Raw genomic sequence first — 24,166 nt, 5'->3', positions numbered from 1 at the left:
TCAGTTAATCAACGAGTTAAAAGGCCGGCGTCCGGACATTCAGAAAACTTGATCAAATTAACCACAACCGACACATTTACACCTCTTAACTATGCGTTATCATAGCGCGCCAGATACGTCCCCATGCACCGGGCGGACCCTGATTCGTTTTTGTTACAGCTCCAACGTGAGGTTTTCATGCTTTCTGGATTGCACTCTGTTTTTCGACCTTTTATGCGGCTGGGGCTGGTTACTCAGATTGCACTCGGCATTGTGGGCGGGGTGGTGCTGGCCATCGTCTCGACCGAAGCCGCCGCCTCGGTGGCCCTGCTCGGTCAGCTGTTCGTGTCGGCCCTGAAAGCCGTGGCGCCGGTGCTGGTGTTTGTGCTGGTGGCGGCCGCCATTGCCCGCCACCAGCAGGGACAGCCCACCCACATTCGCGGGGTGCTGGTGCTCTACGTGGTGGGCACGCTGGTGGCCGCCATGGTGGCCGTGGTGGCCAGTTTCCTGATTCCCACCGAACTGTCGCTGGACCTGTCTGGCGTGAGTGGCAACCCGCCTGCGGGGATTGCGGAAATTTTACGCAACCTGGTCCTGAGCGCGGTCACCAACCCGGTCACGGCCCTGATGGAGGCCAACTTCATTGCCATTCTGGTGTGGGCCGTGGGCCTCGGTTTCATGCTGCGTAACGCCAAGGAAACCACCCGCCAGGCGCTGGACGACGTGTCAGACGCCGTCTCCGGCATCGTCCGTGGTGTCATTCGTCTCGCGCCGCTGGGGATTTTCGGGCTTGTCGCCAACACCCTGGCGGAGTCGGGGATCGGCGCACTGCTGGGTTATGGTCAGCTGCTGGGTGTAATCGTCGGGTGTATGCTGTTCGTGGCGCTGGTCACCAACCCGCTCATTGTCTTCTGGCAGATTCGCCGCAACCCTTACCCACTGGTGTTCGATTGTCTGCGCGGCAGTGCCATCACCGCTTTCTTCACCCGCAGTTCGGCGGCCAACATCCCCGTCAATATGGCCCTGTGCGAGCGGCTGGAGCTGGACACCGACACCTACGCCATCTCCATCCCGCTGGGCGCCACCATCAACATGGCCGGCGCCGCAATCACCATCTCGGTGATCACCCTGGCGACCGCCCATACCCTGGGCATTCCGGTTGATTTCCCGACGGCCTTGCTGCTGTGCGTGGTATCCGCGCTGGCGGCCTGTGGGGTGTCCGGGGTTGCCGGTGGCTCGTTGCTGTTGATTCCCATGGCCACGAGCCTGTTCGGGGTACCCATGGAAGTGGCCATGCAGGTGGTCGCCATCGGCTTCGTCATCAGTGTGGTGCAGGATTCCACCGAAACGGCTCTCAACTCGTCGACCGACGTGCTCTTTACCGCCGCGGCCTGTCACCGGGCGATCCCCAAGCAGGGTTGAGTACGGGCAGTCTATGGCCACACTCAGCAACCTGCAACGCCAAGCGGTGGCCGGCTATCTGCGTTGGTGCCTGCACCACGACACTTATGAATTTGAACGGCCGTCCATAAAACGAGCCCTGACGGAATATTGGGAACACCCCGGGCGATCCGCTGAAATTGACGGTGCAGCGGTTTTACCTTAGTTTGTTTCTCCCACATCCACACCGTGGCCCTGATTCTGACCTCAAGGCTCTGGAGAAGATATGCCTGCCAATAATGACGATAACAAGCGAATGCCCTATCAGTACCCCCGCCCTGAAGACGCCCCGCTCGACATCATCGTGCCCCAGGCCATCCCCGACGATGAGCGGGTTTGGGTGCCGCAGTCGGAAGGGGTCGATTTCCGCCCGCTGTGCCTGCATGTCTCCCAGGGGTATTGGGTCAGCTTGCTGCGGGTGCGCAAATCAGGCGTGTTGAGCCGCCACCGTCATTCCAGCCCGGTGCACGGCATGGTCCTCAAAGGCCGGTGGCGTTATCTGGAGCATGAATGGGTAGCCACGGAGGGCAGCTATGTGTACGAACCTCCCGGCGAAACCCACACCCTGGTGGTTGACGATGACGTGGACGAGATGATCACCCTGTTTCAGGTAAACGGGGTCATGAATTACGTTGACCCCTGGGGCAACCTCACCGGCTTTGACGATGTGTTCACCAAAATCGACATGTGCCGCAAGCATTATGAGGCCTGCGGTCTGGGTCGGGAGTACGTCGACCAGTTCATTCGTTAATACCCTGATAGGCGAGTGCGCCGGGGTGCGGAGGTAAGATTCGTTGCCGGAACTGAAGACTGTCGGCCTGTTTGTGGTCACTGCGTTGGCGGAAATTCTGGGCTGCTACCTGCCCTACCTGTGGCTGCGGGAGGGCAAATCGGCCTGGCTGTTGCTGCCGGGCGCGCTGAGTCTGCTGGCCTTTGTCTGGCTGTTATCTTTGCATCCCACTGCCGCCGGGCGTGTGTATGCCGCCTACGGAGGGGTCTATATCTTCATGGCCATTCTGTGGCTATGGACCGTGGACGGCATTCGGCCCACCACCTGGGACATGGTGGGTTCCGGGGTCGCGCTGACGGGCATGGCCATCATCATGTTTGCCCCCAGAGGCCCCTGAACCTTGCCCGTATGATCATCGCCCTCACAGGCAGCGCCCTGAAGGACCGCGTCTCTATTCAGGGCGCTGAGCGCGCGGTCAGCCGTTCAGCTTAGCGGCGATTTGGGCAACCCGCTTACCCTGATGGATAGCGATTTTCAGCTCCCGCTCATCGGGCTGGCGCGAGCCATCTCCACCGGCGATGGTCGATGCGCCATAGGGCGTACCGCCACTCACCGCAGAAATATCGGCAAGCTCGGGCGTGGTATAACCGAGGGGAACGATGATCATGCCGTGGTGCGCCAGCGTGGTCCAGGTGGAGGTAATGGTCATTTCCTGACCACCGCCGGTACCGGTTGAGGTGAACACACTGGCCACCTTACCGGCCAGCGCACCTTGGGCCCAGAGACCACCGGTCTGGTCGAAAAAGGTACGCACCTGCCCGGCCATGTTGCCGAACCGCGTGGGCGTGCCCACGATGATGGCGTCGTAGTCTGCCAGCTCTGCGGGCGAAGCCACCTGGGCATCCTGATCGACCTTGCCACCGGCTGCCTTGAATGCCTCGGCGTCCATGGTTTCGGGGATGCGTTTCACCGTCACCTCCACTGTGGAAACGCCACGGGCCCCTTCGGCGACGGCGTGCGCCATGGTTTCCATGTGACCGTACATGGAATAATAAAGCACCAGAACCTTGGTCATGTCTTGCAATCCTCTTTCTGTAGGGTTAATTGGGTGGCGGCGCGTCTTGCTCAGGCCACATCCACCAGCACGACTTCACTGCTTTCCTGCGCGCGCACCTGCAGCTGCGTTTCATCCCGAACCGCCACGCCGTCGCCGGTCGAAGCCAGCACTCCATTCACCTCGATCTGGCCGCTCGCCGGCACCAGGTACACCTTGCGGCCGGGAGCTATGGCGTAGGCGGCGCTCTGCCCCGCTTCCAGGGTGGCGGCAACCAGCCGAGCATCCGCGCGGATCGACAAGGCCTCGTCATCACCCGGCATGCCACTGGCGAGGGTGATGAATGACCCGCTGCGCTCGCCTTTGGGAAACGGCTGGGTACTCCAGCTCGGGGGCAGACCGGTTTCATTGGGTATGATCCAGATCTGGAAGAGCTGGGTGGGCACGTCCTCTTCGTTCATTTCACTGTGGGCGATTCCCGTGCCGGCACTCATGACCTGGACATCACCGGCCTCGGTGCGCCCCCGGTTGCCGAGGCTATCCTCGTGGGTGATGGCCCCTTTGCGCACGTAGGTGATGATTTCCATGTCGCGGTGCGGATGACGCGGAAAACCCGAACGCGGCGCTATGGTGTCGTCGTTCCAGACTCTGAGATCGCCCCAGTGCATACGCCTGGGGTCGTAATACTCGGCGAACGAAAAATGGTGGCGGGTGTCCAGCCAGCCGTATCGGGCGCCGCCCAGTTCGCGGTGCGGTCGAAGTTCGATCATCACTGGTGCTCCTGTGTTATCCGCTTAATTTTCCTCCGGATCCGCCTGTTGCTGAACACCCGCCCGCCCATGGGGCGCATCCAGATCCAGCACCGGGCCAGCCGGCACCACCCCGGTCGGGTTGATGGTGGCGTGACTGCGGTAATAATGTTCTTTGATGTGTTTCATGTTGACCGTCTCGGCCACCCCGGGCCACTGGTACAGTTCGCGCACATAGCCGGCCAGCTGCGGGTAATCGGCGATCTGTTTCAAGTTGCACTTGAAGTGCCCGTGGTACACCGCATCAAAGCGGATCAGCGTCGTGAACAGCCGCCAGTCGGCTTCGGTGATCTGCTCGCCCACCAGGTAACGCCGGGTCGACAACCGCTGATCCAGTTCATCCAGGGCTTCAAACAGCGGGCGGACCGCTTCCTCGTAAGCGTCTTGCGTGGTGGCAAAACCGGCCTTGTAGACCCCGTTGTTGACCCGCTCGTAAACGTAGGCGTTGATGCGGTCAATCTCCTCACGCAGCGCCTCCGGGTAATAGTCGCCGGAAGCGGCGCCGATGCCGTCGAACGCGGTGTTCAGCATGCGGATGATCTCCGACGATTCGTTGCTGACCAGACGGTTTTGCTGCTTGTCCCAGAGCACCGGAATGGTCACCCGCCCGGTGTACTCCGGGCCGGCGGCGGTGTAAATCTGATGCATGTATTGCGCCCCGAAAACGGGGTCGGCCACGACGCCTTCGTCCGGCTCAAAAGTCCAGCCATGCTCACGCATGAGCGGGTTGACCACCGACACGGAAATCATGGTTTCCAGCCCTTTGAGCTTGCGCAGGATCAAGGTTCGGTGGGCCCAGGGGCAGGCCAGCGATACGTACAGATGATACCGTCCGGGCTCCGCTTTGAAGCCGCCCTCACCGCTGGGGCCGGCGCTGCCGTCGGCGGTAATCCAGTTGCGGAACTGGGATTCGCTGCGCTCAAAGCGACCTTTGTTGGCGTCGGTGTCGTACCAGCGGTCAACCCACTGTCCATCAACAAGCAGGCCCATAAGCGTGCCTCCGTTGGTGTGTGAATGTGTGGCACCCCGAATCTGTGTTGCCCGTGGCTCAGGGTGCTTTAAACGCGTAATATCAATTACGCTGTTTGTTGTATTTACTGTATTTGAATAAGTTAATACTTAATAGCGGAATGTTTTGACCTATATGATCAGGAAAACTGAACTATGGTTTCGCTCATCTCCCTGGACGCTTTACAAACCCTCGATGCGATCGACCGCCGTCAGAGTTTTGCCGCTGCCGCCGACGAGCTGCACCGTGTGCCCTCGGCGGTATCCTACACCGTGAGCAAGCTGGAAGAGGATCTGGGCGTGGCACTGTTTGACCGCAGCCGGCGCAAAGCGGAACTGACCGCGGCCGGACGGCTGGTGCTGGAACAGGGCCGACACATTCTCAAAGCCTCGGAAGAATTGACCGCCCTGGCCCGGCAGGCGGCGGACGGCTGGGAGGCCGAGCTGCGTATTTGTGTGGACAGTGTGCTGAACTGTGAGCCGGTTTACGACCTGATTGCCGCATTCCAGCGGCTGCAGCCCCGAACCGAGATCCGCCTGAGTGAAGAAGTGCTCGCCGGAAGTTGGGATGCGCTCAGTGACGATCGCTGTGATCTGGTGATTGGCGCCGAGGGCGCCCCCCCGACGCCGGGATTTGCGCTGCATGCACTGGGCCAAGTGGATTTCGCTTTCGCCGTGGCGGCCGGTCATCCGCTGACCCGTCTGCCCACGCCACTGCCGGCCACGGCGATACAGGATTACCCCACCGTGGTCGTGGCCGACAGTTCGCAACGCCTGCCGGCGCGCTCCTCCGGGCTGCTGGATGGCCGCAGCCGCATCATCGTGCCCACCATCGCCCATAAAATAGCAGTGCAGTGCAAAGGGCTGGGCGTCGGTTACCTGCCCCGCCACCGGATTTCCCGGGAGCTGGCCGACGGGCGACTGGAGCTGTTGACCCTGAATGCGCCACGACCACCGGTGGACATAGCCGCAGCCTGGACACGCAACAATAAAGGCAAAGGCCTCAAGTGGTTTGTTGACCGCCTGCGCCGCATGCGGTTCGACCCGGTACGCGGTTTACTGCCCCCTCCTCAGGACACCCACCCGGAGTAGGCTGTTGGCGACTTTTTACGAGCCAGTGCTTTACGGACCGATCGGCAATGGGCCATAGTGGTTCTGTGCACCGCTCCGGCCTCACCCGCGCTGACACATAGGGCCCGCAACTCATGGATTACCGTACTTACCGCGACACCCTGCAGCGCCGGTTCCCCGAACCGGCGCTGGCGTTCACCCCCGCTGACTACCAGACCCGGCTCACCACCGTGCGCGAACACATGGTCGCCGCCGGGCTGGATCTGCTGCTGCTCACCGATGCCGGCGAGTTGTGTTACCTGACCGGATACACCTCCTTCGAGGTCTCGGTGCAATGCATTCTGCTGGTCACCCCCGAACGCACCCAGCTGTTCGTACCGGCCATTGAGGTCGGCCCCGCCGTATGCCTGAGTCGGGTGGACGAGGTAACCGGATACCCCTGGCAGGCGCCCGAAGCTGTGGCCAGCGATCTGGCCGCCCAGGTGCGCCGCACCGCCGGCACCCCCGCACCGCGGATCGGCTTCAACCCCTGGACCGGATCCTTGCGGCCGGGGCTGCTGTCAGCCCTGATGCACAAACTGGACAACGCCCGGTTTGCTGATTTTGGCGGGCTGATGGACCGTGTCCGTATGGTGAAATCCCCCGCCGAACTGGCGTATCTGGACGAAAGCGCGACCATCACCTGCGCCGGACTGGACGCTGCGGGCGCGGTGCTGCGGGCGGGGGTGATCGACCATGAGATTGCCCAGGCCGGGGCCGGAGCCATGCTGGGCGCGGGCAGCGAGTTCATGAGCATGCAACCGATTGTCACCACCGGTGCCCGCAGCGGCATCATTCACACCAATCATAGCGGGTTTGCCGTGGCCCCCGGCGACGCTGTGTTCACCGAATTCGGCGCGGCGCGGCGCCGCTATACGGCGCCCATGATGCGCACCGCAGTGCTCGGCCGGGCGTCGGCGGAAATGCGCGAATTCCACCTGGTGTGTCTGGACGTGCTCGAAGCAGTGATGACGGCCGCCCGGGCCGGCGCCAGTTTTGCCTCGGCCGCCCTTGCCGGCGAGGCCGCCATGGCACCGATCGCCGATCGTGCCTTTTTCTCCGGGGTATTCGGCTACCCGGTGGGCCTGGCGTTTCCACCGTCCTGGGTCGCGGGGGCGAAGTATATAGCCACCGACAACCCGGCCCCGCTGGAAGAAAACATGGTGTTTCATCTGCCCATCTGTTTGCGCAAACCGGGCGAGTTTGGCATCGGCTTCAGCGAAACCGTGCGCATCACCGCAACCGGCGCCAAACCCATCACCACCAATACGTTCGCCTTGGAGGAAATACCGGCGTAGCCACTCACCGGGCCGTTTAACCACCCAACATCAGGAGAGCCGCCATGCGTAAGCTGTTACAGGTCGATTTTGAGTTCCCCGGTCCCTTTGGGGACGAAATGACCGAGGCCCTGACCGATCTGGCCGAATCCATCAACGATGAGCCCGGCATCATCTGGAAAATCTGGACGGAAAACGAACAGGCCCGGTTGGCCGGCGGTATCTATCTGTTTGAAGACGAAACCTCCGCCAGTGCTTACCTGAAAATGCACTCGGCCCGGCTGAGCGCCATGGGGATCACCAACATCCGCGGCCGGATTTTTGATCTGAACACGCCCTTGTCCACGATCAACAGGGCGCCCCTTGCCTGAATAAAACGTTCGGTAAAGTTCGTTCAAACCGCTGAACCCTGGCTCACGTGTGTCGATATTTTTTACATATAGCGCAATCGCACGCAACGACCTTCTTACTATCTACTTGAAAATATTCAATTAAAATAAATTCGCACGACTTTTGCTGTCTTGTCGCTTGGGGAACGAACACGTCTGTTTGCGCCCGATCAAACACCTTAGGGATAAGACTATGAAAATTATAAATTACACCGCAGGTGCGGTATTGATTGTCGCGGCCACTTCGGCCAACGCAACGCTGATTGGGGCCAGTAATGGCGGTCTATGGGACTATGATGTTTCCACCGACACGTCGACTTTTATCGGCAACACGGGGGTCATGTTCGATATTGCTCTGAATCCGATCACCGACAGGCTGTACGGGGTGAGTAGCGGCGGTACCTTGTTTGAAATTGACAAGTCCGACGCATCAACCACCCCCATCGGCAGCACGGGCGCGACTATCAATGGCCTGACTTTCAGCAGCGATGGCACCCTTTACGGCAGTGGCGGCAACAGTTTGTACACCCTGAATCTGGGTGACGGTTCGGCCACTTCGATTGGCTCAGGCGGCTACGCATAATCCGGCGACATTGCCTTTGATGATATGGGCAACCTTTTCCTGTCTTCGACTACAGGACCCGGTGACAGTCTGTGGTCGATCAACCCCAATACCGGGGGCGGGGTGTCGCTAGGCCCGACCGGATTCAGCAACGTCTTTGGTTTGGACTATTTTAACGGGGTATTGTACGGCTTCACGCTGGCGGGACAAACCATTTCACTGAACACCTCCACCGGTGCAGGAATGCTCCTTTTCAACAACCAGATTAATGCCTTTGGCGCCGATGGTGCAGGCGGCGTGGCACGGGTGCCCGAACCCGCTTCACTGCTGCTGCTCGGGCTCGGGCTGGCCGGCTTGGGCGTGTCCAGAAAAAGAAAAGCCTGACCGCTGAAACCCGCTGTCGTTCACAGCCCCGAATCCTATCGGGGCTGTGAACGATGACAAGGCAAGCGCACTGTCCTGCATGCCGACACGTATATGCGAGCCACACCCCGGCGACTCTTCACCCTACCCTTTGGACCGAGCGGCCACCTCGCCCCCGCTTAGACCGGCAAGGGTTGGTCCCCGTTTGCAGACCCTGCCGGGGAACCCGAAAACCCGCAGCGCGGGCGACCGGCGAATGGATGTTAACCGACCTCCCTGAGCAGCCGGACGGACAGGCACGCAGCTGTGCCCCGGTAACTTTTTGCCAACAAACTTATGCTATATTCGCCACAAACCATGAACTGTATTCATGATACCAAGTATTGAAGACCGGAGTTATGCGATGGTGGAGCGGTTTCACCTTGAAGTGCTGGCGGCAGTAAAAGAGCAAGGAACCTTAACCCGAGCGGCGGAATCGTTGAATTTAACCCAGTCGGCATTGAGTCACAGCATCAGAAAGCTGGAGGGCCAGATAAGAACCCCCGTTTGGCAAAGAGAAGGCAGGAACCTGCGCCTGACCCAGGCTGGTGAGCAAATTTTAATACTGGCCAATCGGGTGTTGCCGCAGTTTAAACACACAGAGCATTTATTGCGTCAGATCGCGACCGGCGAAATGGGCTCACTTCGCATCGGCATGGAGTGCCACCCGTGCTATCAATGGCTGTTAAAAGTGATTGCACCTTATCTCGAAAAGTGGCCAAACGTCGACATTGACGTGAAACAGGAATTTCAGTTCAGTGGTCTGGCTGCACTGCATAATTACGAGATTGATCTGCTCGTCACACCTGACCCTGTGTTCCAACCTGAGGTGACGTTTATACCGGTGTTTGACTACGAGCACAGACTCGTTGTTTCGACCTCCCACCGCCTGGCCATGCACGGCTCGATCATGCCTGAACAGTTGAGTGAGGAGGTATTAATCAGCTACCCGGTAGACACTGACCGGCTGGATATTTACACGCAGTTTTTAAATCCCGCCCAATGCACGGTCAAAAAGCACAAGACCATAGAAACGACGGAAATAATGTTGCAAATGGTGGCCGCCGGCAGAGGCGTGTGTGCCCTGCCAGGTTGGTTGGCGGACGAATTCGCCCAGACAATGGCCATTAAAAGCCTCCGGTTTGGCCAACATGGGATTAGAAAACAGATCTTTCTGGGCGTACGACAGGATGAAGAACAGATTGTTTACCTGAATGATTTCATTGCTCAGGCTCAGACGGTCAGATAATGACTTGGCGTTGCTGCCTGTCCCCGGTGACACTCTGCCTCAACCATGATCTGATCACCTGATGCCCACCCGTCAGCATTAACCACCCGACACGGTCGGCGTCGCCCATGCCGATGACACCCGGCATCGGCCCGTCAGTGGGCAAGCCTCTCTGCCCCCACGGCCGCCGGAATCCGGCTGCCTCTGCACACGCGTCAACACCGCCGATGGGGACATGCCCTTGGCCCGGCAGAACCTTGCGCCACACCCACCCATGAGCAACACTCATAAATAGGTGCAGTAAAATCACTTAAACTCATGCATCAGCCCGGGTATAAATACACCCAGCTCGTAACCCGAGACAGAATTGCGGTTGCTTCTTTGAAAGCCCCAACCAGAACAGCATGGAATTAATTACTTCAGGTTTTATCGCCGGAAATTGGATACCAGAGCACCATGAGTAACGACGTTACATTTTCCATAAACAGCATCAGTTTCGATGAACATTATCAACCCTCAGACAATACCCGTATTACTACGAACTTTGCCAATTTGGCCAGAGGGGAAGCCCGCGAAGAGAATTTGCGCAACGCCTTAACGATGATAAACAATCGTTTTAATGCCTTGGCGCATTGGGATAACCCTAACGGGGATCGTTATTCCGTCGAACTTGAAATCATTTCCGTTGATATGCACATATCTGGTGATACCAATGGCCAAGCGTTCCCCGCGATTGAAATATTGCAAACGAACATCCTTGATCGCAAAACCAACAAGCGCATTGAAGGCATCGTAGGCAATAATTTTTCCTCTTATGTGCGCGATTACGATTTTAGCGTGTTGTTGTTGAATCACAACAAGGGGCAACCCGCGTTCAGCGTTCCGGACAACTTTGGCGATTTGCATGGAAAACTCTTCAAGTGCTTCGTCAACTCAGATGCTTACCAGGAGAATTTTAGCAAGCCACCGGTTATATGCCTCAGTGTATCGGATAACAAGGTTTATCATCGGACTGAGAATCAACACCCTGTGTTGGGGGTTGAGTACCGGCCCAATGACGCATCCTTGACTGAACAGTATTTCAAAAAAATGGGGCTGGAGGTTCGCTATTTTATGCCACCCGACAGCGTCGCGCCTCTGGCGTTTTTCTTCTGTGGTGATTTGCTGAATGATTACAGCAATCTTGAACTTATAAGCACCATCAGCACGATGGAAACGTTTCAAAAGATTTACCGCGCTGAGATTTATAATGCCAACGCGGCCGCCGGACGCTGCTATCAACCAAATTTGCAGAATCGGGATTATTCAACAACGCGAATTATTTATGACCGGGAAGAACGCAGCAAGTTAGCTATCAAACAGGGGCAATTTGCTGAGGAATACCTCATGAAACCCTACCAGACTACCCTTGAACGGTGGTCTGCCAATTACGCTTGATAATTTAAGAGAGTATAAAACAGTATTTACTATGAAAAAATTATTACCTACTTCAACGGCGGGCAGTTTACCCAAACCGTCCTGGCTGGCCGAGCCGGAGACGCTTTGGTCACCCTGGAAATTGCAGGACGAAGCATTGATCGAGGGCCAGCAGGACGCTTTACGTGTTTCCTTGCAAGAGCAGCAGCTTGCAGGGATTGATATCGTCAGTGATGGCGAGCAGTCCCGCCAGCACTTTGTGACCACCTTTATCGAGCACCTGAGCGGTGTCGATTTTGAAAAGCGGAAGACCGTCAAAATTCGTGATCGCTATGACGCGAGTGTACCGACAGTAGTAGGCGCAGTCAGCCGCCAACAGCCGGTTTTTGTCGAAGCTGCCAGGTTTTTACGTCAGCAAACCCGGCAACCCATTAAATGGGCCCTGCCAGGCCCCATGACCATGGTCGACACCCTGTACGATGGCCATTATAAAAGCCGTGAAAAACTGGCGTGGGAGTTTGCCACCATCCTCAATCAAGAAGCCAAAGAACTCGAAGCGGCGGGTGTGGATATAATCCAGTTTGATGAGCCGGCCTTTAATGTGTTTTTTGAAGAGGTCAACGACTGGGGCATCGCTGCGTTAGAGCGCGCCATCGAAGGCCTGAAGTGCGAAACCGCAGTACATATCTGTTATGGTTATGGCATCAAAGCCAACACGGATTGGAAAAAGACCCTGGGTTCCGAGTGGCGGCAATACGAAGAGGTCTTCCCCCGGCTGCAAAAGTCTAACATCGACCTTATCTCCTTAGAGTGTCAAAACTCCCATGTGCCCATGGAGCTGCTTGAACTCATACGCGGTAAAAAGGTGATGGTAGGGGCCATCGATGTGGCCACCAACAGCATTGAGACACCAGAGGAAGTAGCGAATACGCTGCGTCAAGCACTGAAGTTTGTGGATGCGGACAAGCTCTACCCGTGCACCAACTGTGGCATGGCCCCCTTATCCCGTGGCGTAGCCAGGGGCAAGCTGACGGCCTTGAGCGCAGGCGCAGAAATAATCCGCAGGGAACTCTCGGCGGAGGGCCTGGCTTATTAAGTCCGTGACCGTTCGGTTTCAGCTCATAGCCGGGCTGCTTGCTGGTTCAAGCCGCTGAGGTGGGTGTGGGCTGGGTTGCGGCACCCAATGAGGCATCCAGGCACGCATAGAACGGCGCCACCTCGTTGAATTTACGGGCCGCTGGCCACAGTTGTTCGGCTTCGCTGTAGCCTTTGCGCAGGTAGTTCAACCACTGTTTCAGGCGACCGGTGACGTAACGGTCCTCCAGCCGGCCTTGCAACTCCTCACCATACCCCTTGATCAGCGGCACCACCTGCGCCCAAGGCAAGTCAGCAAGGGAGTCGCCTTGCTGGCTGGCCTTGATCTGGCGGGCCAGTCCCGGGCGGGCAATCAGGCCGCGGCCGATCATGATGTCATCACAGCCGCTGACTTCGCGGCACCGCCAATAATCGTCAACGGTCCAGATTTCGCCGTTGGCGATCACCCGGGTCTGCACGGCTTCACGCACCCGGGCAATCTCTTCCCAATAGGCCGGTGGCTTGTAGCCGTCAACCTTGCTGCGGGCGTGAATGACAATTTCGGCGGCCCCGGCGGCCTCCAGTGCCTGGCCACAGGCAATGCCCATGGAGCGATCGTCATAGCCCAGGCGCATTTTGGCGGTCACCGGGATGTGCGCGGGCACTGCAGCGCGGACCGCGGCGGTAATGCGGTGCATGACCTCCGGCTCGCGCATCAGCACTGAGCCGCCTTTGTGACGGTTCACGGTTTTGGCCGGACAACCGAAATTGATGTCCACTTGCGGCGCGCCCAGCTCGACCGCTCTGGCGCCGTGCACGCCCATCTGCTCCGGATCCGAACCCAGTAACTGGATAGCGACGGGCGCCCCGGAACGGGTGGTACAGCCGTTTTTGAGTTCGGGGGCGTATTTGTGAAACACCCGGTCGGGCTGCATGGTGTGGGTTACCCGGATAAATTCGGTGACGCTGCGGTCGATACCGCCCACGGCGGTGAGAATTTCACGGATAGGGGCATCTGCCAGGCCTTCCATGGGGGCAAGTATGATTCGCATGAGGGCTCCGGCAGTGTCAAATCAGAAAAGGGGGGGGGATGGCATTTTACCCCATCACCCCAAACGTTCAACATTGGCAAATTTACCCTCCGCATCAAAATTAATGCGAAAGCTGCCGTGCACGCCGTTGCTGAGATAAAAGCGGGACAGAATCCGGGCCGGGAAACGCACCGTGCGTCCGTCCCGGGCCCGGGTGTGAATATCCCTTGCCACGCCCCGATAGAGTTTGATCCATTCGTCAGGGCTGATAGCAAGATCCACAATAATGCTTTGCATGCTGCGGGCTGGCGCTTAGTTAGCCAGCTCCAGCAGCAGACGGTTGAGGCGCGATACGTACGCGCCCGGGTCTTGCAATTGCTCCCCGCTGGCGAGGGTGGCCTGATCAAACAGGACCGCCGACAGTTCCGCAAAGCGCGCTTCGCCCTGTTCGGCTTCCAGACGCTCTACCAGAGGGTGCTCCACGTTGATTTCAAAGATCGGCTTGCTGTCAGGCACGGCCTGCCCGGCGGCTTCCATGATCTTCTTCATCTGGGCACCCATGTCGAAATCACCCACCACCAGACACGCCGGAGAATCGGTCAGACGGTTGGTCACCCGCACTTCCTGAACCCGGTCTTCCAGAGCGGACTTGATACGCTCCAGCAGGTCTTTGTGCTCTTCGGTGGCTTTTTCCTGCTGCTTCTTGTCTTCTTCGGTTTCGATTTCACCGAGATCCAGCTCGCCACGGGCCACGTCCTGGAACTGTTTGCCATCGTATTCGTTCAGATACCCCATCATCCATTCGTCGATGCGGTCTGACAGGATCAGTACTTCAATGCCCTTCTTGCGGAACACTTCCAGATGCGGGCTGCTCTTGGCGGCCATGAAGCTGTCGGCGGTGATGTAGTAAATTTTCTGTTGGCCTTCTTGCATGCGGCCGATGTAGTCGTCCAGCGAGACATTCTCGGTGGGCTCGCCGGTATGGGTCGACGCAAAGCGCAACAGCGCGGCGACTTTTTCCCGGTTACCGAAATCTTCCGCCGGGCCTTCTTTCAGCACCGGGCCAAACTCATCCCAGAATTTCTGATACTGCTCGGGCTCTTTCTTGGCCAGCTTGGACAGCATATCCAGCACCCGCTTGGTGAGTGCGGAGCGGATGCTTTCCACGGTGCTGTCGTTCTGCAAAATTTCACGGGACACGTTCAGCGACAAGTCGTTCGAATCGATGACCCCCTTGGTGAAGCGCAGGTACAACGGCAGAAACTGCTCGGCGTCGTCCATGATAAACACCCGCTGCACGTAGAGCTTCAGGCCCCGGGGCGCTTCCCGATTGTACAGATCAAACGGAGCCCGCGCCGGCATGTACAGCAGACTGGTGTAATCGAGCTTGCCTTCCACCTTGTTGTGAGACCAGGTCAAGGGGTCTTCAAAATCGTGGGCAATGTGCTTGTAAAACTCTTTGTATTCTTCGTCTTTTACTTCGTTGCGCGGCAGGGTCCACAACGCGGTCGCGTCGTTGACGGTTTCCTCCTTGCCCTTCTCCTCTTCATCTTCCGATTCGGAAAGCATGACCACAGGGAATGAAATGTGATCGGAATACTTCTTCACCAGACTGCGGAGACGGAAGCCGTCGGCGAACTCGCTCTCGTCCTTTTTCAGGTGCAGCACAATGCGGGTACCGCGGTCTTCGAGGGTCACCGGTTCAATCGAGAACTCACCATCGCCTTGAGATTCCCAATGCACACCTGCTTCATGGGGCGCGCCGGCACGTCGGGTGAACACTTCCACCCGGTCGGCAACAATGAACGCGGAGTAAAAGCCCACCCCGAACTGGCCGATCAGACGGCTGTCTTTTTTCTCATCACCGGACAACTGTTTAAGGAACTCGGCGGTGCCCGATTTGGCAATGGTACCCAGATTCTGAATCACGTCGTCGCGGCTCATGCCGACACCGTTATCAGTGATGGTGACGGTGTTGGCTTCTTTATCGAAATCGACACGGATTTTCAGGTCGGACTGGCCCTCGTACAGACTGTCGTCTTTAAGGGCTTCAAAACGCAGCTTGTCCGATGCATCCGAGGCGTTGGAAATCAGCTCGCGCAGAAAAATCTCTTTGTTGGAGTAGAGCGAGTGGATCATCAGATGAAGCAGTTGCTTCACTTCCGTCTGGAAACCAAGGGTTTCTTTTTTGTCTCAACCGTCATGTGTCACTTTCTCCTGACTGCGATGGGTGCGAAGGATGGGTATACCGGCCAATACAGGCCACTCGGGTTCATGGACAAGGAGATGGGGGCGGGCACCACTTTTTTTCAAGGGGCGGAAGCGTTCTATAATCGGTTTATGCGGTAAGTTCGCCGGCGTACGCCGACCCGGCAGCGACCACCCTGCACAGGTGGATCAATCGACAGATCAAGGGAGTCAATGGTGATCACAACCTATTTTCGACGCAGCATCGCGCTGCTTGCAATCGTCGCCCTGCTGGCCGGTTGCTCCGCCAACCCGGTGACCGGCAAGCGGGAGCTGTCGCTGATTTCTGAACGTCAGGAACGGGCCATAGGTGCAGAACAGTACATTCCCACGCAACAAACCCAGGGGGGGCAATTTTACCTCGACCCGGACCTCACCGTGTACGTTCGCGACGTGGGTCACAAGCTGGCGGCAGTCAGTGACCGTCCTGATCTGCCCTACGAGTTTGTGGTACTGAACAGCAGCGTGCCCAACGCCTGGGCGCTGCCGTCCGGCAAAATTGCCATCAACCGGGGCTTGCTGGTGTTGCTGGAAGACGAAGCCCAGCTGGCCTCCGTACTCGGTCACGAAATTGTCCACGCCGCGGCCCGCCACAGCGCCCAGCGCATGCAAAGCGGCATGCTGCTGAGCGCGGGGATGGCGGGTCTGGGCGTGGCCCTGGGGGATAACGAGATGGCCGGTCTGGTGATGGGTGGCGCGGCCCTTGGGGGGCAACTGGCGCTGGCCCAGCATAGCCAGAGCGACGAACTGGAATCCGACCATTACGGCATAAAGTACATGGTAAAAGCCGGCTACAACCCCCAGGCGGCGGTGGAGTTGCAACAACTGTTTCTGCAACTGTCGGAAGGACGCTCCGGTGATTTTCTCGGCAGCCTGTTTGCCACCCACCCGCCGTCGCAGAAACGGGTGAATGAAAACGCCCGCCTGGCCCGCCAACTGGGCGCGGAAGGTTTTCGGGGCAAGGAGGTTTACCAGCAGAAAATTGCGTACCTCAAACGGGTTACGCCGGCCTACGAGGCGTATGACGAAGCCAGAAAGCTCGCTCAAAAGGACAAGCTTGACGCGGCTCTGGGCAAAGTCAACGAAGCCATCAACGCGGTACCGGACGAGGCCATGTTCTACGCTCTGCGCGGGCAGATTCATTCGGCGATGAAAGCCCCCGGCAAAGCTGGCAGAGATTACGATAAGGCCGTCGCCCTGTATCCGGAGATGTTCAGTTACCGCCTGCACCGCGGGCTCCACGAACTGGCGCAAAACAATCTGGCCAAGGCCGAGAAGGATCTGAGCCAGGCGAACCGCACCGTGCCCACGTCCATTGCCTACCTGCGTCTGGGCGACATTGCCGTGAAACAACGGAATAAAAATCAGGCCATCGCCTATTACAATCAGGCCGCCCAGGCGGAAGGCCCGGTGGCCCAGGAGGCCAGACGCAAGCTCGCCGCGTTGACCAGCGGTTAATCGCGGACCGGGCCCAGGCCAAAACTGCCGAGCACCCGCCCGGCAGTTTCTTCCGGTCGCTCCAGCATGAAACAGTGGCCGCCGGGCACCTCTTCAGAGGTGAAGCGCGGATTTATGCGGGTAATACGTTGCGCCGACTGCCCCACAAAGGGGTAGGTTTTGTCACCATAGATGATATGGGTAGGCGACTGCACGCGCCTCAACGACGGCCACAACCGCCGCGGGAAGGTGGCGAACACTTCGGCCTCCCGTTCAGGCTGGCACTTCAGCGCCAATTCACCGGAGTCTTCATCCCGTGTCAGTCCATGGTGCAGGTAGCTGTCCAGACTGCGCTCGTCCCAGCCGCGAAAAATACCCCGGTTGTGGAAATTTCTGCGCGCTTTCGCCATATCGTTCCAGCTGGAACGCCGGTTGCGGGCACGCCTGGCCATAGTGTTGCGCTGGTACAGGCCAAACGCCGACGTCAGGGCCATCAGGCGGATCATATTCGGGGTGAACATCACCGGATCCAGCAGCACCGCGCGGCTAAACAGCGCCGGCGACTGCCCCATGATCAAAGCGGTCAGCACGCCGCCAAAACTGTGCCCCAGTCCATAAACCGCGACCTGTTGTCCGGCCCCGTCCACGTAGTCCGGTAAATAATGGGCCAGCACCTCCACACACTGGTGGGCGTTCCTGTTCCAACCGGCAAAGCGGCCGCCATGATCGCTGTCGCCATGCCCCTGGACGTCACTGATGAACAGGTCGACGTGCTCCAGCAAGGGCGCCAGCATGTGTTCGTAGACCAACCCGGAATAACCATTGCCGTGAATAAAATGCACCAGCGGACGCCCGGAAGGCGGGCTCCGGTAGCCTCGCAGGGTAAAACCTGCCGGTACGGTGTACGCCCAAGGCTCCAGCAGGTGCCTGATCGGACTGGGGGGCTGGCTCGCGGTCAAGGCGGCATTCTCCGTTGGTTGCTCGTTAAAATACGCTATCGTCCACGATTTCGCCCTCACACTCAATGGCGGGACATCAACCGCATTGACTTTTAGAGCAATAACTCTAAAAATCAGACTCACACCCCCTGAATGGACCGGAACCATGCGAGTAAAACGGCTTCAGCCCATGGCTGCACGCGCTCGACGGCGGTACGTGGAAGCGATGTTTCAGGTACTGGGCAGGGCCTTACAGGCCGTCAGCGAGGTTGATGCCAATGTTCAGGGCGAAGCCCGTGTCCTGCCGGCGGGTTTTATGTTCGAGATGAAGGTCATGCCCCGGGGATCAGCCCTGGTGGTTGAGCATACCGGTGAGGGCCGTTTCCGTTACCACGGTTCCAGCGCCCCGAAACCTGTCAACTTGTCGATTCAGTTCAAGCACCTGGCACACGCTTTTCTGGTGCTGTCGTTCCAGGAGAAAACCTCGGTCGCCTTTGCCCATGACCGCATGCTGGTCGATGGTGATATCAGCCACGCAGTGCGGATGACCCGAATCCTGAACCGGCTCGAAGCCTTTATTCTGCCACGGGTGATCGCCAGTCGCGCGGTCAAACAGTACCCCGCCAATCTGCATTTGCCGGAAAAACTGCTCAGTGGCGCGAAAATTTACCTGAACGTTGCCAACCAGTTTGTTCACGCAGTGAGAGCCTGATGCCCAGTTACTATGAGTTCTTCTGTCCGGTTAAGGTCATTGCCGGTAAAGCAGCCCTGGAGCACATTCCCTATGAGCTGAGCGGTCTGGGGGCCAGCCGGCCGCTGCTGATTACCGATCAGGGCGTGCGCGCGGCCGGCCTGCTGGATCCGGTGATGGCGGCCTGTGACGAGGGCGGACTGCGCATCGTCACCATTTACGATAAGGTTCCGCCGGATTCGTCCACCACCGTGGTGCGGGACATTGCCGCCATTTACCGGGCCGAACACTGTGATTCCATCATCGCCGTGGGGGGTGGCTCATCCATCGATACCGCCAAGGCTGTGAACATTCTGGTGTCCGAGGGGGGGGAAGATATTGCCGCCTACAGCGGCGCCGGCATCCTCAAACGGGCGCTGAAACCGTTTTTCGCCGTGCCGACAACGGCGGGCACCGGTTCGGAAGTCACCTCCATCGCGGTGATCACCGATACCGAAAAGTCGGTCAAGTTACCGTTTACCTCGCCGTTTTTGCTGCCCAATGCGGCCATCATCGACCCCCGGATGACCCTCACTCTGCCCCCGCAGATTACGGCGGCCACTGCCATGGACGCGATGACCCATGCCATCGAAGCCTTCACCGGCATGGCCAAAAACCCGCTCAGTGACGCTTACGCCACGGCCGCCATCCAGAAGATCAGCGGTGCGCTGCTGACGGTAATGGCCGAGCCCAAAAACGCAACCGCCCGACTGGAACTGGCCCAGGCTTCCACCATGGCGGGGATCGCCTTTTCCAACTCCATGGTCGGTCTGGTGCACGCCCTGGGGCATGCCACTGGCGCCCTGTGCCACCTGCCCCACGGCCTGTGCATGAGCCTCTACCTGCCCTACGCTCTGGAATACAATCTGGAATCCATCCGCGAGCCTCTGGGCGAGTTGTTGCTGTATCTGGAGGGGGCGGACACCTACGCAGCCACGCCGCCCATTCGCCGGGCGGAAGCCGCCATCAGTGCCATTCGCCGCCTGCGGGACGAGTTGTACCAACGGTGCCGGTTGCCCCGCACCCTGGAGGAAACAGGCAAGGTGACGCGATCGCAACTGAATACCATCGCCCGACGGGCGCTGGATGACGGGGCCATCATCTTCAATCCGAAAGAGGTCACGTACGAGGATGCCATCGCCGTACTGGAGCGGGCATGGCACCAACCGCACCCCGTGGCGTAACCGACCGGTGTGCAGGTACAATGGTCATGTTGCATTGCAACAGAATCAAATACCGGTATATTCAGCGCAGTAGCATGGAAGCCTGAGACGATAACAAGCTCGATCTCGCTGTATATAACGTAATATTTTCAGGCTTGGGTGATATGCCAACAACAATACTTCGACTGCTACTTCTGATTACCCTGCCCATCGCCGCAGTACGGGCGGATCAACCTCCTCCGGTGGACAACGGCACTCAACCCGAGGTGCAGCGCGAGGAGCAGCGAGTATTCCGCCTCAACGTATCCCCCAATGGCTATCCCCCCTACCTGATTGTTCGCGACGATCACATTTCCGGTATTTTCTGGGACGTGATGTCGGCGGCAACCCGCAATATGAACGTGCAGCTGGAGGCCGTTCAGGTCCCCCGCAAACGGGTGGATCAAATGCTACTGCGTGGCTATATGGAAGGGTCTTTGCGCGCACCGGACTGGACACGAGAGCCGCACCGGTTTGTGTGGTCAGACGTTGTGGTTTATGCACAAGAAGTGTTTTTTTATCTGAAGGACACAGAGTTCCACTTCGATACCCTGAACGATCTCCGCGGCAAAACCATTCTGACTCATCTCGGCTATAAATACCCCACCCTTCAAGGCTTGTTTCAGGCCGGTGAGGCCTTCCGGTTTGACGTGTCTCAGGACGAAAACCAGTTGCGCTATCTCTTGCACTCCGGGCGCTTCAACGCGGCGATCCTCGAGCGCCGCGTGGGCCGGTGGATTATCCGCAACAACGCCACCTTGCAAGACCAATTTCTGGTCTCGGACAACTCCGTCAGCAATGTGGGGCTGCGATTGATGGCGCGTCCCGATATGGCTGACTTTGTCGCCCGGTTCAACGCTGAACTGGAGCGCATCAAAGCGTCGGGGGAACTCGACCGGATCATCAGCCGCTATCAGTAACGGATGCCCGCTGCTACTCCAGCCGACGCAACAGCAACATTGGTGACACCCGCAGCACCGGCTTGAGCTGCCAGCGCCCGAACAGGGCCAGTATTAACGCACTGACCAACGGAATGGGCAGAATGACGCCCCAGTGCATCCGGAAAGGGGCCTCAAACACCCGGTACTGCAGCCCCCACACCGCTGCTTCCGACCCGGCAACCCCGAGCAATCCCGCAAAAAACCCCAACAACGCGAACTCCGCCATGGTACTGCGCACCAGCAAAGTCTGCCGTGCTCCAAGTGTCCGCAATAACGCCCCTTCCCGCTGGCGATCCTGCAGGGTGGCGCTGACCACGGCGGCCATGACCACCAGCGCCGCCGCCAGAATCAGCCAGAGTATGGCCTCAATCGCCTGAGTGACCTGTGCGACGATGCTCTGGATGCGCGCAATAATGTGATCCACCTCCAGCACCGATACGGTAGGGAAGGCCCGGGAAAACCCGTTCAGTTCCTGCTTGGCCGTTTCCGGCAAATAAAAACTGGTCATCCAGGTGGCCGGCATGGTGTCCAGTGCACCCTGCGGGGGAAATATCATGTAAAAATTGGGGCGCATATTATCCCATTGCACCGAACGGATACTGGTGACCGGCTCGGTGATGGTTTCGGAGCCGATGGTAAAACCCAATTGATCACCCAGGCTGATCCCCAGTCGCTGGGCCAGTTCGGCCTCGACCGACACCCCGCGGGTTTCTCCGGGCTCAAACCAGCGGCCGGCAAGCAGCTGGTTATCGGCGGGCATGCGATCCGTCCAGGTCAGATTGAGTTCCCGGTTCAAGGCTTCTACACGCTCATCCTTGCTGACGACTTGACGCACCGGTTGGCCGTTGAGTTCGGTCAACCGTCCCCGCACCATGGGATACACGGCATTGATGCCGTGGCCCCGCTCACCCCAGAAGTCTTTGACCTCAGCGACCGCTTGCGGAGAAATATTGATGAGAAAGTGGTTGGGGGCGTCCTCCGGCAACTGCGCCTGCCAATCGCTGAGCAGGGAGGTTCGGATCAACAACAGGGTGCACGCCAGCATCACCGTCAGAGCGAATACCGATATTTGCGACAAACTGGCCCGGCGGTGCCGGTAGAGCGCGACCAGTGCCAGCCGCCAGGACGAACCGCCCCCGATCACCCCCTTCAGCGCCAACACCATCAACCAGCCGAGCACCGCCAGAGTTGCCAGCAACAACGCCAGGCCAGCCAGCAGGGCCACCACCAGCGTGACATCGCGGGCGTATAGCCACAGCAGAACCACCATGGCACCCACCGCAATGGCGATATCCGGAATGACCGCCAGGCGGGATTCTCCCGGCTCACTGCGCAAGACCCGCATGGCAGGCACCGTTTGCAAGCGACGAATCGGCGGCCAGGCAAACGCAAACATCGCAATCAGGGCGGTCACCAGCGCCGGCAACAACGCCCGGGGTTCCACCTGGAGCGCAAACTCACTTTCCAGCACACTCGCCAGCAGCCCGGCAAGGGCCGCATACAGGGGCAAGGCCACGAGTATGCCCGCCAGCGCGCCCGCCACGCCCCAGCTGAGCAGCCGCCACACATACAACCGGCCGGCCGCCTTGCCCGTTAACCCCAATGTTTTCAGCAAGGCAACCGAATCCCGCTGCGACAGCGCGTACTGCCGGCTGGCCACCGCAACCGCGACCGCCGCCAGCAGAACCGCAATGCTGCCCCCGAGCAACAGAAACCGCTCGGCTTTTTCCAGGGAAGCCGACAGGGTTTCCCCGTCGTGAATACTGACCCAGTCCTGGCTTGGCAGCAGTTTCGGCTGCAGCCAGCGGCCAAAGCGCGTCAGAACCCCTTCGTCACCCGCAAACAAGGCCACATGGGCAACCCGGCTGCCTTGCTGAACCACGCCGGTGGCCGCCACATCGTCCGCATGCATCATCACCCGGGGGGCCAGGCCCGACAGGCTGAAGCCACCATCCGGCTCGCGAATCAGCAATCCCGACACCCGGAGTTCCAACTCTCCGACCTCCACCGGATCGCCAACACTCACCTTCAACAATTGCAGCAGGCGGGGCCCGACCCAAACCGTTCCGGGCTCTGGTCCCCGGGCACGCATTTCCCGGGCGCTGTCCGGTGTGGTCTGAATTTCGATCTGACCACGCAGCGGGTAACCTGCACTGACCGCTTTGACCGACACCAGCTGAAAATTGCCGTCGCCAAACATCATGGTGGGAAAGCGGACCATTTTGGCCGTGGCCAGCCCGCGCAGCTCGGCTTCCGCCAGCCATTCAGCCGGCACCGGCTGGCCATTTTCGGAAATCAATTGACGGTCGGCGGCCAGAAACGAGCTGGCCGAAAGCGTCAGGGTGCGTTGCAACTGATCGGCAAACAGCGTGATGGTGGCAACGGTTGCGACCGCGATGATCAGGGCCGTCAATACCACCCGCACATCCCGCTCCCGCCAGTCCCGCCGCAGCGACGCACGAAACGGTGATTTAGCCATTACGCCGGCACCCCCGGCTCACTCAGCACCCCGGCGTCGATATTGAGCCGGCGCTGGCACCGGGCGGCCAACTGCTCATCGTGGGTGACCATGACCAGGGTGGCCCCCTGCTCCCGATTGAGGTCCATCAGCAGGTCAGATATTGCCGCGCCCGTGTGCTTGTCCAGGTTGCCGGTGGGTTCATCGGCGAACAACACCGTGGGCTCTGACGCAAACGCACGGGCAATGGCCACCCGTTGCTGCTCGCCGCCGGACAGTTGCCGGGGCGTGTGGCGCAGGCGCTCGCCGAGCCCCACCCGATTCAGCAGCTCGGTTGCCCGCTGCAAGGGCGCCTTATGCCCCGCCAGCTCCAACGGCAGCATCACGTTTTCCAGGGCGGACAAGGACGGCAGCAATTGGAACGACTGAAACACAAAACCCACTCGCTGGGCTCTTAACTGCGCCCGCTGGTCCTCGCTCATGGCGCTGATGACAGCGCCGTCCAGTTCAATGGTCCCCTCCGTTGGGGTGTCCAGACCGGCCATCATGCCCAGCAAGGTGGTTTTCCCCGAACCGGATGGCCCGACAATGGCTACGGACTCACCGCGATTGATTTCGCCATTCACGCCCTGCAGTATGGTCAGGGTATCGTGGCCCAGATCCACGCGATGGGACACATTGTGCAAACGCAGCATAATGTGTGA

The 24,166-nt window shown here is 59.0% G+C and carries 22 protein-coding genes and 2 pseudogenes; 15 read left to right on the top strand and 9 right to left on the bottom strand.

All coding sequences use genetic code 11. The features are described 5' to 3' along the window. The first annotated feature begins 177 nt into the window (after positions 1 to 177). The 3 genes from sstT (at position 178) to BG841_RS13310 (ending at position 2,546) form a co-directional block, all read left to right on the top strand. Entirely contained in the window at positions 178 to 1,401 is a 1,224-nt protein-coding gene (gene sstT / locus BG841_RS13320; RefSeq protein WP_070058837.1) for a serine/threonine transporter SstT, read from the top strand. A 244-nt stretch (positions 1,402 to 1,645) separates the two neighbouring features. Beyond that, positions 1,646 to 2,170, top strand: coding sequence for a 2,4'-dihydroxyacetophenone dioxygenase family protein (locus BG841_RS13315; RefSeq protein ID WP_070058096.1), 525 nt, complete (start codon positions 1,646 to 1,648; stop codon positions 2,168 to 2,170). 43 nt (positions 2,171 to 2,213) lie between these two features. Next, entirely contained in the window at positions 2,214 to 2,546 is a 333-nt protein-coding gene (locus BG841_RS13310; protein WP_070058095.1) for a YnfA family protein, read from the top strand. A gap of 78 nt (positions 2,547 to 2,624) precedes the next feature. On the opposite strand, the gene wrbA is transcribed toward BG841_RS13310, so the two are convergent. From wrbA to BG841_RS13295, 3 genes are read right to left on the bottom strand one after another with little or no spacing between them, the layout of a single operon-like run. Continuing rightward, positions 2,625 to 3,224, bottom strand: coding sequence for an NAD(P)H:quinone oxidoreductase (wrbA, locus tag BG841_RS13305; protein ID WP_070058094.1), 600 nt, complete (start codon positions 3,222 to 3,224; stop codon positions 2,625 to 2,627). A gap of 50 nt (positions 3,225 to 3,274) precedes the next feature. Further along, positions 3,275 to 3,973, bottom strand: coding sequence for a pirin family protein (locus tag BG841_RS13300; RefSeq protein WP_070058093.1), 699 nt, complete (start codon positions 3,971 to 3,973; stop codon positions 3,275 to 3,277). A 24-nt stretch (positions 3,974 to 3,997) separates the two neighbouring features. Beyond that, positions 3,998 to 5,002, bottom strand: coding sequence for a glutathione S-transferase family protein (locus tag BG841_RS13295; RefSeq protein WP_070058092.1), 1,005 nt, complete (start codon positions 5,000 to 5,002; stop codon positions 3,998 to 4,000). Positions 5,003 to 5,176: 174 nt separating this feature from the next. Here BG841_RS13295 and BG841_RS13290 point away from each other — a divergent pair, with 174 nt between their 5' ends. The 8 genes and pseudogenes from BG841_RS13290 to BG841_RS13250 all read left to right on the top strand — a co-directional run bounded on the left by BG841_RS13290 (position 5,177) and on the right by BG841_RS13250 (position 12,500). Beyond that, positions 5,177 to 6,112, top strand: a complete 936-nt coding sequence (locus tag BG841_RS13290) for a LysR family transcriptional regulator (protein WP_070058091.1) — start codon at positions 5,177 to 5,179, stop codon at positions 6,110 to 6,112. A gap of 113 nt (positions 6,113 to 6,225) precedes the next feature. Continuing rightward, positions 6,226 to 7,428, top strand: a complete 1,203-nt coding sequence (locus tag BG841_RS13285) for a M24 family metallopeptidase (protein ID WP_070058090.1) — start codon at positions 6,226 to 6,228, stop codon at positions 7,426 to 7,428. 44 nt (positions 7,429 to 7,472) lie between these two features. Beyond that, positions 7,473 to 7,778 carry a monooxygenase gene (locus BG841_RS13280; protein WP_070058089.1) on the top strand — a complete coding sequence of 102 codons (306 nt, stop codon included), beginning with the start codon at positions 7,473 to 7,475 and terminating at the stop codon, positions 7,776 to 7,778. Between the two features lie 211 nt (positions 7,779 to 7,989). After that, positions 7,990 to 8,379, top strand: coding sequence for a hypothetical protein (locus BG841_RS13275; protein ID WP_070058088.1), 390 nt, complete (start codon positions 7,990 to 7,992; stop codon positions 8,377 to 8,379). Between the two features lie 276 nt (positions 8,380 to 8,655). Beyond that, positions 8,656 to 8,742: pseudogene (locus BG841_RS17725) on the top strand (PEP-CTERM sorting domain-containing protein); the annotation flags it as partial. A 382-nt stretch (positions 8,743 to 9,124) separates the two neighbouring features. Next, positions 9,125 to 10,009, top strand: coding sequence for a LysR family transcriptional regulator (locus BG841_RS13265; RefSeq protein ID WP_070058086.1), 885 nt, complete (start codon positions 9,125 to 9,127; stop codon positions 10,007 to 10,009). Positions 10,010 to 10,444: 435 nt separating this feature from the next. After that, entirely contained in the window at positions 10,445 to 11,425 is a 981-nt protein-coding gene (locus BG841_RS13255; RefSeq protein ID WP_070058084.1) for a DUF1852 domain-containing protein, read from the top strand. A 31-nt stretch (positions 11,426 to 11,456) separates the two neighbouring features. After that, entirely contained in the window at positions 11,457 to 12,500 is a 1,044-nt protein-coding gene (locus tag BG841_RS13250) for a methionine synthase (RefSeq protein WP_070058083.1), read from the top strand. A gap of 46 nt (positions 12,501 to 12,546) precedes the next feature. On the opposite strand, the gene BG841_RS13245 is transcribed toward BG841_RS13250, so the two are convergent. The 3 genes and pseudogenes from BG841_RS13245 to htpG form a co-directional block, all read right to left on the bottom strand. Continuing rightward, positions 12,547 to 13,530, bottom strand: a complete 984-nt coding sequence (locus BG841_RS13245; RefSeq protein WP_070058082.1) for a tRNA dihydrouridine synthase — start codon at positions 13,528 to 13,530, stop codon at positions 12,547 to 12,549. Between the two features lie 54 nt (positions 13,531 to 13,584). After that, positions 13,585 to 13,806 (bottom strand): DUF2835 domain-containing protein, encoded by a 222-nt coding sequence (locus BG841_RS13240; protein WP_070058081.1) that lies wholly within the window; start codon positions 13,804 to 13,806, stop codon positions 13,585 to 13,587. 15 nt (positions 13,807 to 13,821) lie between these two features. Continuing rightward, positions 13,822 to 15,713 (bottom strand): annotated as a pseudogene (gene htpG, locus BG841_RS13235) (molecular chaperone HtpG). Positions 15,714 to 15,930: 217 nt separating this feature from the next. Here htpG and BG841_RS13230 point away from each other — a divergent pair. Beyond that, positions 15,931 to 17,214, top strand: coding sequence for a M48 family metalloprotease (locus BG841_RS13230; RefSeq protein ID WP_070058079.1), 1,284 nt, complete (start codon positions 15,931 to 15,933; stop codon positions 17,212 to 17,214). Here the strand turns inward: BG841_RS13230 and BG841_RS13225 are convergent. Continuing rightward, entirely contained in the window at positions 17,211 to 18,152 is a 942-nt protein-coding gene (locus BG841_RS13225; RefSeq protein WP_198929192.1) for an alpha/beta fold hydrolase, read from the bottom strand. The two genes, BG841_RS13230 and BG841_RS13225, sit on opposite strands and share 4 nt — an antisense overlap. A gap of 145 nt (positions 18,153 to 18,297) precedes the next feature. Here BG841_RS13225 and BG841_RS13220 point away from each other — a divergent pair, with 145 nt between their 5' ends. The 3 genes from BG841_RS13220 (at position 18,298) to BG841_RS13210 (ending at position 20,983) form a co-directional block, all read left to right on the top strand. Continuing rightward, positions 18,298 to 18,843 carry a hypothetical protein gene (locus tag BG841_RS13220; RefSeq protein WP_070058078.1) on the top strand — a complete coding sequence of 182 codons (546 nt, stop codon included), beginning with the start codon at positions 18,298 to 18,300 and terminating at the stop codon, positions 18,841 to 18,843. Beyond that, the gene (locus tag BG841_RS13215; RefSeq protein ID WP_070058077.1) at positions 18,843 to 20,045 is read left to right on the top strand and encodes an iron-containing alcohol dehydrogenase; all 1,203 of its coding nucleotides are present in this window, start codon (positions 18,843 to 18,845) and stop codon (positions 20,043 to 20,045) included. The genes BG841_RS13220 and BG841_RS13215 overlap by 1 nt, the downstream gene beginning before the upstream one ends. A gap of 143 nt (positions 20,046 to 20,188) precedes the next feature. Then, complete coding sequence (locus BG841_RS13210; RefSeq protein WP_074454351.1) at positions 20,189 to 20,983, top strand: substrate-binding periplasmic protein; 795 nt, start codon at positions 20,189 to 20,191, stop codon at positions 20,981 to 20,983. A 13-nt stretch (positions 20,984 to 20,996) separates the two neighbouring features. Here BG841_RS13210 and BG841_RS13205 read toward each other — a convergent pair whose 3' ends face one another. Together BG841_RS13205 and BG841_RS13200 are read right to left on the bottom strand one after the other, a co-directional pair. Beyond that, the gene (locus BG841_RS13205) at positions 20,997 to 23,483 is read right to left on the bottom strand and encodes an ABC transporter permease (protein WP_070058075.1); all 2,487 of its coding nucleotides are present in this window, start codon (positions 23,481 to 23,483) and stop codon (positions 20,997 to 20,999) included. Then, positions 23,483 to 24,157, bottom strand: coding sequence for an ABC transporter ATP-binding protein (locus BG841_RS13200; protein ID WP_070058835.1), 675 nt, complete (start codon positions 24,155 to 24,157; stop codon positions 23,483 to 23,485). The genes BG841_RS13205 and BG841_RS13200 overlap by 1 nt, the downstream gene beginning before the upstream one ends. Positions 24,158 to 24,166: the final 9 nt, after the last annotated feature.

It is taken from the genome of Marinobacter sp. X15-166B, from assembly GCF_001752365.1.
Classification (GTDB): domain Bacteria; phylum Pseudomonadota; class Gammaproteobacteria; order Pseudomonadales; family Oleiphilaceae; genus Marinobacter.
This window is presented reverse-complemented; position numbering and strand designations above follow the sequence as displayed.

Bases quoted from the DNA above. Each gene is read 5' to 3' on its own strand.
- BG841_RS13255 (WP_070058084.1), top strand. From the start codon at position 10,445: ATGAGTAACGACGTTACATTTTCCATAAACAGCATCAGTTTCGATGAA.
- BG841_RS13245 (WP_070058082.1), bottom strand. From the start codon at position 13,530: ATGCGAATCATACTTGCCCCCATGGAAGGCCTGGCAGATGCCCCTATC.
- BG841_RS13230 (WP_070058079.1), top strand. From the start codon at position 15,931: ATGGTGATCACAACCTATTTTCGACGCAGCATCGCGCTGCTTGCAATC.
- BG841_RS13210 (WP_074454351.1), top strand. From the start codon at position 20,189: ATGCCAACAACAATACTTCGACTGCTACTTCTGATTACCCTGCCCATC.
- BG841_RS13205 (WP_070058075.1), bottom strand. From the start codon at position 23,483: ATGGCTAAATCACCGTTTCGTGCGTCGCTGCGGCGGGACTGGCGGGAG.
- BG841_RS13250 (WP_070058083.1), top strand. From the start codon at position 11,457: ATGAAAAAATTATTACCTACTTCAACGGCGGGCAGTTTACCCAAACCG.
- BG841_RS13315 (WP_070058096.1), top strand. From the start codon at position 1,646: ATGCCTGCCAATAATGACGATAACAAGCGAATGCCCTATCAGTACCCC.
- BG841_RS13290 (WP_070058091.1), top strand. From the start codon at position 5,177: ATGGTTTCGCTCATCTCCCTGGACGCTTTACAAACCCTCGATGCGATC.
- BG841_RS13275 (WP_070058088.1), top strand. From the start codon at position 7,990: ATGAAAATTATAAATTACACCGCAGGTGCGGTATTGATTGTCGCGGCC.
- BG841_RS13300 (WP_070058093.1), bottom strand. From the start codon at position 3,973: ATGATCGAACTTCGACCGCACCGCGAACTGGGCGGCGCCCGATACGGC.
- BG841_RS13295 (WP_070058092.1), bottom strand. From the start codon at position 5,002: ATGGGCCTGCTTGTTGATGGACAGTGGGTTGACCGCTGGTACGACACC.
- BG841_RS13200 (WP_070058835.1), bottom strand. From the start codon at position 24,157: ATGCTGCGTTTGCACAATGTGTCCCATCGCGTGGATCTGGGCCACGAT.
- BG841_RS13265 (WP_070058086.1), top strand. From the start codon at position 9,125: ATGGTGGAGCGGTTTCACCTTGAAGTGCTGGCGGCAGTAAAAGAGCAA.
- BG841_RS13220 (WP_070058078.1), top strand. From the start codon at position 18,298: ATGCGAGTAAAACGGCTTCAGCCCATGGCTGCACGCGCTCGACGGCGG.
- BG841_RS13215 (WP_070058077.1), top strand. From the start codon at position 18,843: ATGCCCAGTTACTATGAGTTCTTCTGTCCGGTTAAGGTCATTGCCGGT.
- BG841_RS13280 (WP_070058089.1), top strand. From the start codon at position 7,473: ATGCGTAAGCTGTTACAGGTCGATTTTGAGTTCCCCGGTCCCTTTGGG.
- sstT (WP_070058837.1), top strand. From the start codon at position 178: ATGCTTTCTGGATTGCACTCTGTTTTTCGACCTTTTATGCGGCTGGGG.
- BG841_RS13285 (WP_070058090.1), top strand. From the start codon at position 6,226: ATGGATTACCGTACTTACCGCGACACCCTGCAGCGCCGGTTCCCCGAA.
- wrbA (WP_070058094.1), bottom strand. From the start codon at position 3,224: ATGACCAAGGTTCTGGTGCTTTATTATTCCATGTACGGTCACATGGAA.
- BG841_RS13240 (WP_070058081.1), bottom strand. From the start codon at position 13,806: ATGCAAAGCATTATTGTGGATCTTGCTATCAGCCCTGACGAATGGATC.